This is a genomic window from Mesorhizobium sp. M0991 (assembly GCF_040318915.1).
GTDB lineage: Bacteria > Pseudomonadota > Alphaproteobacteria > Rhizobiales > Rhizobiaceae > Mesorhizobium.
In genome coordinates, this window is sequence record NZ_JAMYNE010000026.1 from 67,081 (window position 1) to 82,451 (window position 15,371).

The window sequence follows — 15,371 nt, forward strand, 5'->3', positions numbered from 1 at the left end:
GCCTCGACCTCAACGCAGGCGGTTGTCGAATTCGGTCGAGACAGTGCTGACCGTATCGGCGGTGGGGGCAATTGCAGACACCGAGGCGGCACGCTTTTTTTCGTTTCGCGTCCAGGCGACATATTCGGCAATCCCGCGCGGAAGGCTCGGCACCGTCTTGGCCGCAGGCATTTGAAAGCCGCTGCTGAATTTGGCCAAGCGCGTTCTAAATACCGCGACCAGTTGCTCGAGGCTCGGGGGTGCTGCCACGGTGGCGTAGGTCATGGCAGTGCCGGCGAGCCCCGCCTCGCGTGAGAGCGGCACCGGTATCGAGGCGAGATAATCCGGCTGCACGTCGATCAGGCCGCCGAACGGCCACTGCGCGCGCAATTCCGTGGCGCTCATCGGCGCGACGCTGACGTCGATATCGTTGGGTGTGCCTGCGACCCGATAGGGACAGCGGAACCGGCCGCAATTTGCTCGCGCCGAAAACTGCCAGAGCGCATAACCCTGCCAGTTGCCCATTGGAAAATGCACGCCGATGTCTGGCTTGTAGCGCGCATACCACAGCGGCAGCCGGGACAGGAGCGGGTATTTATACTTGTTGTCGGCGATATGCCTGGCTGTCGTGCCGTTGGTGTAGAGCACTGGAAAGCGGCCAACCCGACGATGCACATGGCGCACGAATTCCTCGGCATCCTCGAGCGACATCCATTGGGTGGGATCATCGTCCTCGATGTCGAGGGCAAGCAGGTCATCCGGCCCGGGTTTCACGAAATTGATGAAATTATTGGCCTGTCCCACGGGGTTGCCGGGGCGGGCGAGATGATAGGCACCCCATTTCAGGCCCAGCGCCTTGGCCACCACCTTGCGCGTCTGGAACAGTTCCTGTGCCATCGCATGGCGCTTCCAAAGCGTCTTGCACAGCCGCATCTCGGTCTCGTCGCCGAAACAGAAATAGGGTGGCGGCATTCCGTCGGAAGCTTTGTTGATGAAACCGACAAGACGCTTGTCGGCGGCTAGCCGGGTCCAGTCGATGGAATTGTATTCGTAGGCATCGACGACCAGCGCCCGGTCCGCATCCTTCCACGGTTCGGAGAAATCCGAGGCCCTTGTCGGCGCCGGCGCCAGCGTCATCGTGGCCGCGACAAGGAGAAGCGCTAAGCGGATAAGAGGGTGCGCCGGCGTTTTCAAACAGCAGGTCCTTGCTGGCCAAAGCCCAATCCTGAGCCGCCATGGTTAAGGAAATGCTTCGGGTGCCGAGTGGGCGAGTTGGAGCGCTGGCGAAGCGACCCTTGGTGCTCCTCAAGAGCAAAGCGATGGTTGCGATTGTCAGCCAAATAGCTTCAACGCTGTTGCTATGGGCAGGAACAGTGATAGCGGGCGGCTCTGAAATGAGGTGAAGCCATGTTTGCGATAAAACGCCACCGCCTGGTCATCCGTTGCATCGACAATCAATGCGAAGGCTGCCGGGGATGCGCTAACGCTGTGTCTTAGCGCATCCACGATCAGCGCCGACCCGATCCGCTGCCCCTGGTATCGGGCATCGACGGCCAGCCTACCGACCAATATCGCAGGCAGGACTGGGTAGCGTGGTAGATGTCTTGTCTGTTCGTCAGGCAAGGACGCGATTGGTATGCTCGACGCCGCCAAAGTGTAATATCCGGCGATCGCGCCGCCATTGCGATCCACGGCAACGAAGCAATTGCAAACTCGGCGTTTGACATCTTGGCTGGCTTGCTCCCGGATGTAGCGGTCGAGCGCCGGTACCCCGCAGCTGAAAGCCTTGCGATCATGCAATCCGCCGAGCGGTTCGATAATGACGGCGAAAGTCACCGGGTTTCGACGACCAGCCGTTTGTGGGCGTCGGCAGCTTTGCGCAGTGCTTCATTGGGCTCGGGCGGATTGAGAATTGCCTCCATCATGGCGCGCTGATCCTCGACGGAAATACGCATGATGGTGGTGTTCTCGATGGTACGCTGAGCCGCCTCTTGAGCGGCAGCGACCACGAAGTCGCTGACGCTACGGCCCTGGATTTCGGCGGCGCGTTTCACCACGTCCAGAATATCCGGCGAAATACGAGCTTCGAGACGAGCGGTACGGGTCTGTTGGTTCGGCATTATCGTCACCCCTGATGGACGACTTGTACGGGAAATAGCCGTACAGATCAAGTGCGTGGTGCGACTTTGCGTAATTTCGCAGGCGAGCCAGCAACTGCAAAATCTGCGTGACAAAAGTTGACGTTTACGTAAAAAGAAGATGGGCAGGGAATTCCAAAAGCAGATGGTTTTGCATCGGCACGGGTCTTAAGTTGATCCGCTGGACTGAGGAGGAGCGAGCGCGATGTATCGGGCACCGGTCGAGGAAATCGCCTTCACCCTGAAGCATGTCGCTGGCTTGAAGGCGGCGCTCGATGCCGGCACCTTTGGCGAACTCGGCGAGGACCTCGTCGACGCCATTCTGGCCGAAGCTGGCCGTTTCGCCAGCGAGGAGGTGGCGCCGCTCTACAAGGTCGGCGACCAGCACGGCGCGGTGCTCAACGGCGCTGCCGTCACTACCCCGCCCGGCTGGAAGGAACTTTATCGCCGCTGGATCGGCGGCGGCTGGAATGCGCTGTCCGCGCCGGAAGCTTATGGCGGCCAGGCGCTTCCGGCCATGCTCGGCGTCGCCGCGCTCGAAATGTGGAACTCCGCCTCGATGGCGTTCGGCATCGCCCCGACGCTGACCATGGGCGCGGTCGAAGCACTCGACAAGCATGGCTCGCAGGCACTCAAGGCCAAATATCTGGAAAAGCTGGTCTCCGGCGAATGGATGGGCACCATGAACCTGACCGAGCCGCAGGCAGGCTCGGACCTGAATGCCTTGCGAACCCGCGCCGAACCGGCCGGCGACGGCACCTACCGCATCTTCGGGCAAAAGATATTCATCACCTATGGCGAGCACGATTTCACCGACAACATCATCCATCTGGTGCTGGCGCGGCTGCCGGACGCGCCGCCCGGCACGCGCGGCCTGTCGCTGTTCCTGGTGCCGAAATTCCTGGTCGGCGACGACGGCGCGCTGGGCGCACGCAACGACGTCTTCTGCTCGGGGCTGGAGCACAAACTGGGCATCCACGCTTCGCCGACCTGCACCATGATCTATGGCGACGGCTTCGAAGGCAGCAGGCCCGGCGCGATCGGCTGGCTGGTCGGCGAGGAGAACAAGGGCCTCGCCTGCATGTTCACCATGATGAACAATGCGCGCCTTGCCGTCGGCATGCAGGGCGTGGCGGTCGCCGAGGCGGCGATGCAGAAGGCGCTCGCCTATGCAAACGACCGCCGGCAAGGCAAGGCGGCGAGCTATCGCGGTGCCGGCATGGCGCCGATCGTGCATCACCCCGACATCCAGCGCAGTCTTCTGACCATGAAGGCGCTGACCCAGATTGCCCGCGCCATCTGCTATTCCTGCGCCCACGCCATCGATCTTGCGTCGCACAGCGAAGATGCAAAGCACTGGCAGGAGCGCGCCAATCTGTTGACCCCGCTGGCCAAGGCCTTTTCGACCGATGTCGGCGTCGAGGTCGCCTCGCTTGGGCTGCAGGTGCATGGCGGCATGGGGTTCATCGAGGAGACAGGGGCCGCAGCGCTTTATCGCGACGCGCGCATCGCGCCCATTTACGAAGGCACCAATGGCATCCAGGCGATCGATCTGGTGACGCGCAAGCTGCCGCTCGGCGGCGGCCGGCATGTGCATGGCTACATCGCCGAACTCAAGGCCGCCGCCAATGCGGTGCGAGCGTCGAACCTTGAAGGCTTCGGCCGCACCGCCGATCGCCTCGACCAGGCGCTCGACGACCTGTCACAGGCGAGCCGTTTCCTGCAAGACCTGCAGGCCGAAGGCCGTTCGGACGAGGCGCTGGCCGGCGCCACACCTTATCTCAGGCTGATCTCGCTTGCCGCTGGCGGGGCCTATCTGGCGTGCGGCGCGCTTGCCGACCAAAACCGCATCGCGCTGTGCCGCTTCTTCGCCGAGAACCTGCTTGGCGAGGTGGGCGCGCTGAAGGAGCGCGTCATCGGCGGCGCCGACAGCCTTGCCGTTGCCGGCAAGGCGCTGATTTCAGTCTGACGTTCGCACGCGCCGAAATTCACAAAGGCCCGAAATTCACAAAGGACGAATCCGTGACAGACCACATCCTCGTCGAGCGCCAGGGCGCCATCCAGATCATCCGCATCAACCGTCCGGACAAGAAGAACGCCCTGACCCGCGCCATGTACGCGACGATGTCGGCGGCTCTTGCCGGCGGCGACGCCGATCCGGCGATCCGTGTTCATGTCTTTCTCGGCGTGCCCGGTGCCTTCTCGTCCGGCAACGACCTTGCCGATTTCATGGTCGTCGCCTCGGGCGGCGAAGGCGGTTCCGAGGTCTGGGATTTCCTGATGGCGCTGGCCAAGGTGGAAAAGCCGATGGTTTCCGGCGTCGACGGCATTGCGGTCGGTATCGGCACCACGCTCAACCTGCATTGCGACCTGACCTTCGCCACGCCGCGCACAATATTCCGGACGCCCTTCGTCGATCTCGGCCTTGTGCCGGAGGCCGGTTCGAGCCTGCTCGCGCCGCAGATCCTCGGCCGCCAAGGCGCCTTCGCGCTGCTTGGCCTCGGCGAGGGCTTTTCGGCCGAGCGGGCGAAGGCCGCCGGGCTGATCTACGAGGTGGTCGAGGAGGGGGAACTCGAAGCATCGGTGTTGGCGGCGGCGGGCCAGATCGCCGCCAAGCCGCCGCAAGCGCTGAAGATAGCGCGCGACCTGATGCGCGGCTCGCGCGACGCCCTTGTCGAGCGCATCGGCCAGGAAAGCCAGCATTTCCGCGAGCGGCTCAAATCCGACGAGGCCCGCGCAGCCTTGACGGCCTTCATGACCAGGAAAAAGGCCTAGACCTTCTGGCCTTGTCTCGCATCGTGGACCCGCCGGCAACAACCGGCGGGTTTCTTGCCACGATCTCTTTGTCACATCGCCATTTTTTTACATTCGGCCTGGGCCTTTGCCGAAGACGTGTCGATCATGAATGTCTTGCCTTTGGCGTCGGTCATCAACATCATGCAATGCTTGATCGGTTTCGCCATTTTCATCATTTCGGCGCTCATCTTCGCGTCGGGCATCATAGTGCCCATATGCCCATCGGGCATGATCGCCATGACCTCCCCACCCTTCATCACCGTCATTGTCCCCATCGCGTCCTCCGCAAAGGCTTGCGAAGCGAAAAGGCAGGCAAGACCGGCCATCGTGACCAACCTGAGTGAATGCATTGCTTCCTCCTGAATTTGCGCCAGCGGCGCGTTGAGCCCTTTCCTGGTTCGTTGCGGCAAGCTGGAACGTTTCACGCACACGAGATCGTGATAGTGGGAATTGGGTGGCTTATGCCTGGCGGGTGGACTTTACGTATTTCCCGACAACCGCCTTCACCTCGCCGGCACTGGCAAAATCGCCGCGCGAGGCGTCAGCCAATCCTGCCTCGACCTCGGCGAGTTGCCATTCTTCACTGGCTACAAAATCCTCGATGGCCTGCGCAGCCACATAGGAGCACGAGCGGTCGAGCTTTTCTGCAAGCTGGCCTAACCTGTCTGCAGTTTCGTCTGGAACGCGCACGGTAAAAGCGGTCATGGTCACATTCTTCTGGTTCACTATGATGAGTGTGAACCAAAGTGGTTCGTCAAGAACCACTCAACCGTCACCGGTGCTCGGTCGCGATCCGGATGCCGAGCCCGATCAGCACCATTCCAGTCACGCCCTCGATGCCGCGGCGGATCGGCGGCCGGCGCGGCATCGTTTTCTACGGATAAAGCCTCACCTTGTCCCAGCCGCCCTCGGCGTTGCGCGAAAAGACGACACGGTCGTGCAGCCGGAACGGACGGTCGTGCCAGAACTCGATGGTCTGCGGCACGATGCGGAAGCCCGACCAGTGTTTTGGCCGCGGAATGTCGCCGATCGCGTGGCGCGCCGTATATTCGGCAACCGCCTTTTCCAGCGCGAAGCGGCTTTCCAGCGGCCGCGACTGTTTGGAGGCCCAGGCGCCGATGCGGCTGCCGCGCGGGCGGGTCGCGTAATAGGCATCGGCTTCGGCGTCGGTGACGATCTCCACCGGGCCGCGCGCCCGCACCTGCCGGCGCAGAGATTTCCAGTGGAAGCACATCGCCGCTTTCATGCTGCCCAGGATCTCGCGGCCCTTGGCGCTCTCGAAATTCGTGTAGAAGACGAAGCCGCCCTCATCGAAGCCCTTGAGCAGCACCATGCGCACGTTCGGCATGCCCTCGGCATCGACCGTCGCCAGCGCCACGCTGTTGGGGTCGTTGATCTCGCTCTTCGTCGCGTCGTCGAGCCACGCCGCAAAAAGCCGGAACGGCTCCGCCGCCTCGGTAAAGTCACCGCTTGTTAACCCGGTTTCGCTCATAGTTTTCCCAAATTTGTCGCCGGCTGGGGAGATTGCCGATTGTCGCGTATCGCGCAAGCTTTTGACAGTGGGCAATGGAGCGTTATCGCTTCGGCCAGCGCCAAAGCCATGATCGTGATAATCGTCCTGCCGCTTGTCGCCTGTGGCGGTGGCGGCTTCAGCCTGGAACAGGCGGAGGTCGACCGCTCGGTGCTGACCTCGAGCACGCCGGCCTCGGTCACGCCGCTCGATCAGGACCGCGCTTCCGACCAGGCCACGATCCGCAACGCCGTGTCCTCCGCCGACGTCGAGCAACTGGCCGGGCAGGCCGTTCCCTGGGCGAATGCCGACACCGGCTCACGCGGCTCCATCACCGAGCTCGCAGAATTCAGAGCTAACGGCGAGACATGCCGTCGCTTCACAGCGTCGCGCGAAAGCTTCGACGGCGTCGCGCTGTTCAAAGGCGAAGTATGCCTGGTCGGTGGCAGCGCCTGGCGAATGCAGGACTTCAAGGCGCTCTGATTTTCCTTCGCCGATGTGGCGGTAACCCACTGGAATTTCTTCCTATGCAAGCGCATATAGGAGGCGATCATGGTTCCACTCCTTCTCCAGGGCAGTAAGCATGCGCGACCCCTATGAGGTGCTGGGCGTTGCCAAGAACGCATCGGCCAAGGACATAAAATCGGCGTACCGGAAGCTCGCCAAGAAGTATCATCCGGACCAGAACCCGGATCCCAAGGCAAAGGAGCGTTTTGCCGCCGCCAACCAGGCTTACGAGATCGTCGGCGACGAGAAGAACCGGGCGGCTTTCGATCGCGGTGAGATCGATGCCGAAGGCAAACCGCGGTTCCAGGGGTTCGAAGGCGCGACTGGCGGCGCCGATCCTTTCGCCGGTTTCCGCCGGCAGCAAGGGCCGGGCGGCGCGCATTTCGAATTCCGCACGGGCCGTCCCGGCGGTGATCCGTTCGACGGCAACAGCGACATCTTCAGCCAGATCTTCGGCGATGCTTTCACCCAGCAGCGCGGCGCCGGCACGGGCGGCCGCCGTCAGGCCTCGACCGCCGCCGATCTGAACGTGACGCTGGACGTCACCATCGAGGAAGCCGCCACCGCGGAGAAGGTGACGGCGATGTTCCCCGACGGCCGCAAGATGGCGGTCAAGCTGCCGGCCTATGTCGAGGACGGCCAGACCATCCGCCTGAAAGGCCAGGGTGAGCAAGGGCCGGGGCAGCCGGGCGATGCACTGGTCAAGATCCGCTTTCGCCGGCACCCTCGCTACCGCGTCGAGGGCCGCGACCTGCATGTCGACCTGCCGGTGGAACTGGCCGATGCGGTGCATGGCGCCAAGGTGGCGGTCGAAACCCCGACCGGCAGGATTGCGGTCAATGTCCCCCCTTGGTCGAGCTCGGACAAGGTTCTGCGGCTGAAGGGCAGGGGCCTGCCGGAAAAGGCCGGCGGTCACGGCGACCTCTACGCGCATGTGCGGCTGATGCTGCCGGAAGGCGGCGACACCGAGCTCGAGGCGCTGATGCGCCGGCGAAAGGGCTGACGGTCGAAAAGGCCAGCGCTTGATACCGCGTGCGAAAAGCGGGCATGAGTGGTTTCATGCCGTCGATTATCGACAGGAAACGAGCAACCAGCGCCAGGAGCCGCTATTTGGCCGAAGTAGGTTCAACGTCAGCTAACGCCTCAAAGGCCGACATTTGCACGCGCCATAGTTCTGCTTCGCGAACACGGCCGACGCCAGTCGACCGACTGGCGATGAGCCAGTTCGGCGGGGGTTAGCCGCACAAGCTTGTAGGGGTCGATCGATGCAGTCGCCAGGCCAGCAAGGTGGAGGGTCGCACCGCTGACCATCACCAGCGCGTCGACGCCTGCGCCATTCTCCCTCTTGCCAGCCTGCTCGACGTGGCGGGCGAAATTTACCTCCGAGCCGACCAGAAAAGAGAAATCCCACTGGCGATCGTTGACGAACATCACCTCGCCGGAGTGTAGGCCGATCCTGATGCGGCGCGACAGGGAGCCCATTGAGCGCTTCCAAGCGTTGCCGAGCGAGATTTCCGGTACCAGTTCCGCGACGGCGGCCAGCGCCTTTAGCGCCGTTTCGCTGGGCGTCATTTCGCTCCCCAGCCAGAGAGCTAGCACGCCGTCGCCTGTAAAGTTTTGGACGATCCCCCCTTGGGCCACCACGACCTGGCGGGTCAACGTGAAGTGCTCGATCATGAACCGCGTGGTTTCGACCAGGCCAAGCGCGCTCGCCAAGCCGGTCGAGTCCTCCACGTCGGTAAACATGATCGTGGCGATGGCGCGCTGGAATTTCGTTTCACCCATGCCGAATGACGGGAGCACGCGGTCAGTCTGTGAATTCGTATAGGCAGTGATCGGATGCATTGGAGTCCGGTCCCCGAGCGGTTTCAAACGTCGCTCGAATATGACTGGACGGCGTAGGCGGATCGTAAGCCCGCCGTGGCGGGCACGTCAGAATTACGTCAGAAATCCATTCGGGCCCTGCTTTAGCGGCTTGCAGCCGACCTTTTTAGTCAAATTCGGCGGGACCCTCAGCTCAGCAACTTACGGAGGTCAAGCAGCCCCGCTCCAAACTGCTGATCGAACGAAGGCACCCTTCTCTCGCAATTAGGGCTGTCCGGTAGAATCGGAACGTCAGCTTTTTCAAGCCAAGCCCATGAAACCTCCTTTGCGCCCGACTGGCTCATCTTCGCCTTAACCTCTATGCCGTTGAGCGGCCTACCGGTGGAGCGATGTTTCGACTGCAACAAAGCGGCTGCTCCCGCGACGATGGCCGAGGCTGCAGATGTTCCGCCAAATACCGTGTAGAGCCCGGCGCGGTCTCTGCTTTCGACGCCCGGTGGCTGGATCCCTTCCAGCTGTCCGCCGGAATAGCCGTGGTGGCCCGGGATGTCGGTGGTGAGCACGCCCTGTGGCGCGTATTCAACCTGGGGGAGCTTCTCGTAGATCTCGAAATTGTGGTCACGTGAACGCGGCGACTCCCTGTCCAGTCGTATTTGGCAGCGCGTAAACACCTCCTGGTCGTCGGACGGCGCGGAAATGGTGACGGAATTGTCGGTCGGATCGCCGCTGTAGTTGGAATATGCTGAACGTCTCGCCAGATAGGTGGCGGCCGCCACCGCAACCACGCCGTTGCTTTCGCCCGCCTTGCTCGCCGGGTAAATCAGATGGTCGTAGCCATTGTTGCCGGCTGCGCAGATGATGGGGATTTCCTCGCTGATCGCCTCGAAAACCTTCTCGAAATAATCCCAAATTGGCTTTGCCTGTTCGACCGAAGTATATCTGCTGTCGCCATATCCAGAATAGGAACGGTGCGCTCGCCATGGATCGGGTACTTCCCGGGGAAAGTGTATGACTGAAACCTTCTGGTCGCGGGCATAGAGGAACGCCAGAATGAGCTGCGCTGCGTCGGGCCGTGCTGAAATCTCGATCGGCAGGAGTTCAGCGCCTGGGGCGACCCCCCAATAAGGTATTGCGCCTTCACCGTTGCTAAATTGCCTCAACTTCGCGGGCGAGGCCGCAGGGGCGCCGACCATCAGCCCAGCGCAGGCGGTCCCGTGCGCTGAGTAGCGCATACGCGAGGTCTCAGCAGTCTCCTGAATTACGCCGCGCCCATCTTTCAGTGCTCGAAGCAGCGATTTCTGAACCTCGACTTCCTGCGCATTGTTTCTCGATTTAATCAGGCCTGCCGCCCATGCCCAGGTATCGTCGCTCACAAAGCTCTTGCTCTGCTTTTTTTCCGGCCCTCGCAAGACGGGCGGTTGCTTGGGTGTGACGTAACTCAACCCGAAAGGGTGAGCGGCGAAGCTGACCGCAGCGCGGATACGAGGCTCGAGATTGGGATGGCTTGAGTTCACCCCCGTATCGATCTGGGCAATGACCTCGCCGTAACCGGGCTTGTCAGTACCCAACAAATCCCAGGCGTCGGCCTCCAGCAGGTATGCGGCCTCGTGCGGCAACCGCGCTTCAGGGATGCGCGGACGATCACGTAAGGCGCCGATTGCGATCAGGTGCCACAGGTAGTGATACCAGTCATAACAAAGATGGCCTTCGCCCTTCTTGATGTCGTCCGTCATGGCACCTACCTACCATTCGCTCTGGGCGCGTCGGATCGTTTCATCCATCGCGTCCACCAAATACGGAGAAATGCGCGCAGCCAGTTCCTCGCCGGCATCGGTGTCGCTGGCGTAGTGCAGCCCGGCCCATTCCCTATTCTCGGCCACCCGGCGGGCGCGCTCATAAAGCGCGGTTACGCCGGCGTGCTCGGGCAACATCCGTTGCAGAACGTTCGCCACCGCAAATGACTGAAATGAATGGTTGGACGGGTAGGAAGCGTGCGAAGGAACCGGAAGCGCCGGCCGCAGCCTCGGCTCAATGATGTTGGGCCGTGGCCGATTGAATCGATCTTTGTAGTTGAGCCCGATCTCCTCCGTGAGTTCAAGGATCGCAACAATCAATGCGCATGTCCCCTCGAAGCCCGCGAGAGTGTCTATTCCGAGCGGTGCCGTGTAGTCCAAAATCCCGAACGATGCCTGGCGGACGATCTCCTCGCGCCGCAGCGGGTCACCTTCCCTCCTCTTCTGCAGATCGATAAGCGCTTCTGTCTCCCTGAGGCTCTCTGAAGGTCCGGGCGGGGGATCGATAAGAATGTCCTCCCAGATCGCGCCGAGATATTTGTTGGCGACGCTTAGTCCGATCCTGTGCAAGGCGCGCTTGTCATGCCACGCCGGCAAAGCCTCCTCGCCAGTTTCGAAAGCCGTTTGCCCCCTGCCGCGTCCCCGTCCTCGTCCGCGCCCTCTGCCCCTGCCTCGACCTCGACCTGCGCTCGGCCCCGCCCGGAAGGCTGGCGAAAGGCGCATGACACCCTCCACAGGGTCATCAGAAATCGTTATCACGATCTGCTCTTCTTGAATCGACAGAAGGCTGCTCTTGGTCATCATAGACACGAAAGGATGCAGTTTTTCGCCGCCTTTATTTTTGATGTATTCCTCAAGAGATTTTTCAGGTTTTGCGTCACCCAATATCAGTGGATATTGCCTTATGTCCGATCCACTGACTAAGAAGCGGGCGTTAAACAACTTGTTATTAAGATCAATTATCGACATCATGTCCACCCTCAACTAAAGCTTCTAATTCGATCCGCGCCAAACTGGTGGTCGGAGCCTCGACGTGACGCCTGCGGTGCGCAACGCTAGGGTGCGTACCTTGGCAGCGTTATCCGCGACAGCCCGCTCTTGATAACCGAAACTCCGAGTACGCCTGCAATTGGATAATTCTCCTCTGAAAGCAGCTCGAGCGAGAAATCCGGCTCCCAGGCGCGCAAGCGTTCGACAGTTCGAACTGCTTCCACAGTCTGCCCCAGATGCCCGTGGCAGGCAGCCGAGTATCTCAAAGCGGGTAGGTATGTGGGTTGCTGCGCAAGGACACGCTCGCCGTGACGTATCCCCTCCTCGAAGCGCCCGTTCAGAGTTGCCAAGATGCAGCACGTGGTATCGATGCAGTAACGATACAGGGGAGGCCCGCCCAGTGCACGTGCGCGCATCGCATCCTCATAGCCACGCGTCACCTCGCCGAGATAGCCGAGCGTCAAGGCACGCATGTCCCAGCAAATGGCTTGTAGCGGGTTAGCGGCTATCGCTCGATCGGCGAGTTCCAGTGCCTGTGCGTATTCACGAAAGACGAACGAATGGGCATGAGCGGCCAACGCCAGGGTGATAGGATTGAAGGGGGCCACTTCGACGGCGCGACTGGCGCATTCCCGAACCTGATCGTGAAAGGTGTCCGAGCGGCCGACCCGTCTCTCGCCAAAGCGGGTGACAAACACAAACAGCTGCCACCCCAGATACGTGCTACGCGGGTCGAGCTCATATGCTTCAGCGAGCATGCGCTCCGCCGAATCTAGGTCCGTATCGCGCATGCGGAATACCTGTCGCAGCGCTGTCAATGCAAGCCGAGACGCCCGGTGTCGGGGCTCGTCGCGGATGGACTTAGGATCGAGAACGAATTCGAGGATCGAAAATACGATCTGATTGACCAACGACATCAGCTTCAGGCTCGTCGGGCCAGTCAGGTCGGCCAGCTCGAGAAAATCCGTATGCGACCACAAGAGCCGGCTGTCACCGGGCGCAATCAATGCAAATGTCAGGCCCACGCTGTCGCCCATCACCGTTGCCCTGGTTTGCAACAGCCAGTCTGGTAGCGCAGTGTCAGGCGCTTGGGTCAGCGGTCCCTGCGCTTGAAAATCCACGACGTCGACCACTTCGAAATTCAGGATCGATCGAACCACCAGATCCAGGACGAGGTCGCTGACGGCCCTGTTAGCGGAGCCCTCCGTCCACCTGGCATCGCGAAGCAGGCCCAAGCATAGCCGCGACGAATTCAGAAGTGAGGCGCTTCGCTGTCCGGACAACTGATCTGCCGCGGCAACAGGAGAGACGTTTGCTGTCACTGTGCGTGGCCGGGGCCATTGGCTTCTTTGCTCACGAAGCCAATCCTCGAACTCTGGATCGCGAATATCGAGGCCCTCAAGCAGATCACGCGTGGCAGAGCCTTCGGGCGGATCGTTCAAATCGATGCCGATCGAAGCGACGTCGAGTCGAACCACATCACGATCGGTCGAGATTAGATCAAGGCCGGCGCTGCGGAGCGACTTCCGAACCTCGGACAGTTCCTGCCGCAAGCTTGCTGCACCCTGCTCCTCGCCGCGAGTGCTCCAGAGCTTGCTTTGCAGCCATTTTCGGCTCCGCGTACCGTTGGGTGCCAGAGCGAGCATGGCCAAGAGCGCTTTAGACCGTCTGCCATGCGGCGTGACGTCCGCGCCGTCCGCGCTCTCAATCGCGAATGGCCCAATCAATCTAAGGAAAGGATGGCCATCCGAGTACACTAGCGGCCCCTCGCGTCCCCGTACGCTAATATATCATCCACTAATATAAGTCTATCTGTAATTCTCGGCTTCCGTAAGGTCAAACCTACACGTGGCAAAGGATTCGAGACGGGATTTCTGCTGTGACGGAAGGACTCGGTAGCGACACCAGCGGTCGTTCGATGTAAGCGGTCCCATTGTCTGAGTTGGGTCATGAGCGTGACTTCGGCCACGGGCCAAAGGGTCATCTTCGGCCGTGCCACACCGATACCAAGTGTCCGATCTTTCCACTGGCCCACGACTGCAAGGTCAACGTGCTACAGCATTCTTTGCGCGTCCAAAGGATGCGCGGCTCTGTAGACCAGCGGCTTTGTCCCCCGAACTGTCCGCTTTGAACGCTTGAAGGGGCACTGTGGCTGTGCGATAGGCACTCCACAACGTAGAGAACCTTGCGGAGAGCGCTGACATGGCGGGTGGACGGGGCCTTATGGCCGGCAAGCGCGGCCTTATCCTTGGCATCGCCAACAATCGCTCGATCGCTTACGGCATCGCCAAGGCCTGTGTCGACCACGGCGCCGAGATCGCGCTGACCTATCAGGGCGAGGCGTTCAAGAAACGCGTCGAGCCGCTTGCGGCCGAACTGGGCGCGCATGTCGCCGGCCATTGCGACGTGACCGACCCGGCCAGCCTCGATGCGGTGTTCGCCGATATCGCCAGCCATTGGGGCAAGCTCGATTTCCTCGTCCACGCCATCGCCTTTTCCGACAAGGACGAGCTGACCGGTCGCTATGTCGAGACGACGCGCGACAATTTCCTGCGTACCATGGATATTTCGGTCTATTCCTTCACGACCATCGCCAAACGTGCCGAGGCGCTGATGACCGACGGCGGCTCGCTGCTGACGCTGACCTATTACGGCGCGGAAAAGGTAATGCCGCACTACAACGTCATGGGTGTCGCCAAGGCGGCGCTCGAAGCCAGCGTGCGCTATCTGGCCGTCGATCTCGGCGCCAAGAAGATCCGTGTCAACGCGATCTCCGCCGGCCCGATCAAGACGCTTGCCGCATCCGGCATCGGCGACTTCCGCTACATCCTGAAGTGGAACGAATACAATTCGCCGTTGAAGCAGACGGTCACGCAGGAGGAAGTTGGCGATTCCGGCGTCTATTTCCTGTCCGACCTTTCGCGCGGCGTCACCGGCGAGATCCATCATGTCGATTCCGGCTATCATGTCGTCGGCATGAAGGCGGTCGACGCGCCGGATATTTCGACGGTCAAGGACTGACGCCACCGCCTGATCTCTTCCGGAAGACCTGATGTACCCGCTCGTCTATATCGTGCGCCACGGCCAGACGGCGTGGAACGCCGAGGCCCGGCTGCAGGGGCAGGCCGATACCGACCTCAACGAGCTTGGCCGCGAGCAGGCTAGCCGCAACGGGCGTAGGCTGGCCGACCTCATCGACAAGCCCGAAGATTTCGACTTTGTTGCCAGCCCAATGCGGCGCACGCGCGAGACGATGGAGCGCCTGCGCGCGGCGATGAAGCTCGATCCGCATGCCTATCGTACCGAGCCGCTGCTCGTAGAATTGAGCTTTGGCGACTGGCAGGGTTTCACCTTTGCCGAACTCGAGGCGAACAATCCCGGTTCAACCAGGCAACGCCGCCTCGACAAATGGAATTTCCAGCCGCCCGGCGAGGGCGCCGAAAGCTATCAGATGCTGCTCGAACGGGTGAAGCCGTGGTTCGACGCGCTCGATCGCCAGACGGTCTGCGTGACCCATGGCGGCGTCATGCGCGCGCTGTTCCGCTTCGTGCTGGGGATGTCCGAACAAGATGCGGTCAGCATGGAAGTGCCGCAGGACCGCGTGCTCAGGCTGGACGGCCGGCGCCTGGAGTGGCTTTGAGGGGTCAAACTCTCAACGATCAGCCCCTTCTCAGGCATTGAAGGCAGTCGGGACGATGCAAGGTGACCCGACTTCCAGATGGCGAGCCGCGAATAGCCGCTTCGCGCCTAAAGTCGGACATTTAAGCGCAATTAGGGACTGCCAGAAAGCAGACGTTGCGCACGAATCCGGCTATCAAATTGCGTAACATTGGG

At 61.4% G+C, this 15,371-nt stretch carries 16 protein-coding genes; 6 read left to right on the plus strand and 10 right to left on the minus strand.

Annotated elements, in window-relative coordinates:
• Window positions 1–9: 9 nt before the first annotated feature.
• The 3 genes from NKH70_RS27870 to NKH70_RS27880 form a co-directional block, all read right to left on the minus strand.
• On the minus strand, window positions 10–1,116 hold the full coding sequence (locus NKH70_RS27870; RefSeq protein ID WP_352720597.1) for a glycoside hydrolase family 25 protein: 1,107 nt from the start codon (window positions 1,114–1,116) through the stop codon (window positions 10–12).
• A 195-nt stretch (window positions 1,117–1,311) separates the two neighbouring features.
• Window positions 1,312–1,815: a GNAT family N-acetyltransferase gene (locus tag NKH70_RS27875; protein WP_352915785.1), complete on the minus strand. Its 504-nt coding sequence runs from the start codon at window positions 1,813–1,815 to the stop codon at window positions 1,312–1,314.
• Window positions 1,812–2,099: a type II toxin-antitoxin system TacA family antitoxin gene (locus NKH70_RS27880; RefSeq protein WP_292664465.1), complete on the minus strand. Its 288-nt coding sequence runs from the start codon at window positions 2,097–2,099 to the stop codon at window positions 1,812–1,814. Before NKH70_RS27880 ends, NKH70_RS27875 begins: the two co-directional genes overlap by 4 nt.
• A gap of 223 nt (window positions 2,100–2,322) precedes the next feature.
• Between NKH70_RS27880 and NKH70_RS27885 the strand changes: the two genes are divergently transcribed.
• Together NKH70_RS27885 and NKH70_RS27890 are read left to right on the plus strand one after the other, a co-directional pair.
• Window positions 2,323–4,086 carry an acyl-CoA dehydrogenase family protein gene (locus tag NKH70_RS27885; protein WP_352720593.1) on the plus strand — a complete coding sequence of 588 codons (1,764 nt, stop codon included), beginning with the start codon at window positions 2,323–2,325 and terminating at the stop codon, window positions 4,084–4,086.
• A 53-nt stretch (window positions 4,087–4,139) separates the two neighbouring features.
• Window positions 4,140–4,892 carry a crotonase/enoyl-CoA hydratase family protein gene (locus tag NKH70_RS27890; protein ID WP_352720591.1) on the plus strand — a complete coding sequence of 251 codons (753 nt, stop codon included), beginning with the start codon at window positions 4,140–4,142 and terminating at the stop codon, window positions 4,890–4,892.
• Between the two features lie 71 nt (window positions 4,893–4,963).
• Here NKH70_RS27890 and NKH70_RS27895 read toward each other — a convergent pair whose 3' ends face one another.
• The 3 genes from NKH70_RS27895 to pdxH form a co-directional block, all read right to left on the minus strand.
• Window positions 4,964–5,239, minus strand: a complete 276-nt coding sequence (locus NKH70_RS27895) for a hypothetical protein (protein ID WP_023674100.1) — start codon at window positions 5,237–5,239, stop codon at window positions 4,964–4,966.
• A 133-nt stretch (window positions 5,240–5,372) separates the two neighbouring features.
• Window positions 5,373–5,618, minus strand: a complete 246-nt coding sequence (locus NKH70_RS27900) for a CopG family ribbon-helix-helix protein (protein ID WP_352915782.1) — start codon at window positions 5,616–5,618, stop codon at window positions 5,373–5,375.
• A 169-nt stretch (window positions 5,619–5,787) separates the two neighbouring features.
• Entirely contained in the window at window positions 5,788–6,405 is a 618-nt protein-coding gene (pdxH, locus tag NKH70_RS27905; RefSeq protein ID WP_292663882.1) for a pyridoxamine 5'-phosphate oxidase, read from the minus strand.
• 39 nt (window positions 6,406–6,444) lie between these two features.
• On the opposite strand from pdxH, the gene NKH70_RS27910 reads away from it, so the two are divergent.
• Together NKH70_RS27910 and NKH70_RS27915 are read left to right on the plus strand one after the other, a co-directional pair.
• Window positions 6,445–6,906 (plus strand): RT0821/Lpp0805 family surface protein, encoded by a 462-nt coding sequence (locus tag NKH70_RS27910; RefSeq protein WP_352720589.1) that lies wholly within the window; start codon window positions 6,445–6,447, stop codon window positions 6,904–6,906.
• Window positions 6,907–7,006: 100 nt separating this feature from the next.
• Entirely contained in the window at window positions 7,007–7,933 is a 927-nt protein-coding gene (locus NKH70_RS27915) for a DnaJ C-terminal domain-containing protein (RefSeq protein ID WP_352720587.1), read from the plus strand.
• A gap of 140 nt (window positions 7,934–8,073) precedes the next feature.
• Here the strand turns inward: NKH70_RS27915 and NKH70_RS27920 are convergent, their stop codons facing one another.
• The 4 genes from NKH70_RS27920 to NKH70_RS27935 form a co-directional block, all read right to left on the minus strand.
• Complete coding sequence (locus NKH70_RS27920; protein WP_352489592.1) at window positions 8,074–8,775, minus strand: adenylate/guanylate cyclase domain-containing protein; 702 nt, start codon at window positions 8,773–8,775, stop codon at window positions 8,074–8,076.
• A gap of 167 nt (window positions 8,776–8,942) precedes the next feature.
• Window positions 8,943–10,487, minus strand: coding sequence for a S8 family serine peptidase (locus NKH70_RS27925; protein ID WP_352720583.1), 1,545 nt, complete (start codon window positions 10,485–10,487; stop codon window positions 8,943–8,945).
• Between the two features lie 9 nt (window positions 10,488–10,496).
• Window positions 10,497–11,519, minus strand: a complete 1,023-nt coding sequence (locus NKH70_RS27930; RefSeq protein WP_352720581.1) for a phosphatase PAP2 family protein — start codon at window positions 11,517–11,519, stop codon at window positions 10,497–10,499.
• Window positions 11,520–11,602: 83 nt separating this feature from the next.
• Entirely contained in the window at window positions 11,603–13,183 is a 1,581-nt protein-coding gene (locus tag NKH70_RS27935) for a hypothetical protein (protein WP_352915777.1), read from the minus strand.
• Window positions 13,184–13,739: 556 nt separating this feature from the next.
• On the opposite strand from NKH70_RS27935, the gene fabI reads away from it, so the two are divergent.
• Together fabI and NKH70_RS27945 are read left to right on the plus strand one after the other, a co-directional pair.
• Window positions 13,740–14,558, plus strand: coding sequence for an enoyl-ACP reductase FabI (gene fabI, locus NKH70_RS27940; RefSeq protein WP_031211054.1), 819 nt, complete (start codon window positions 13,740–13,742; stop codon window positions 14,556–14,558).
• A 31-nt stretch (window positions 14,559–14,589) separates the two neighbouring features.
• Complete coding sequence (locus NKH70_RS27945) at window positions 14,590–15,177, plus strand: histidine phosphatase family protein (protein ID WP_352720577.1); 588 nt, start codon at window positions 14,590–14,592, stop codon at window positions 15,175–15,177.
• Window positions 15,178–15,371: the final 194 nt, after the last annotated feature.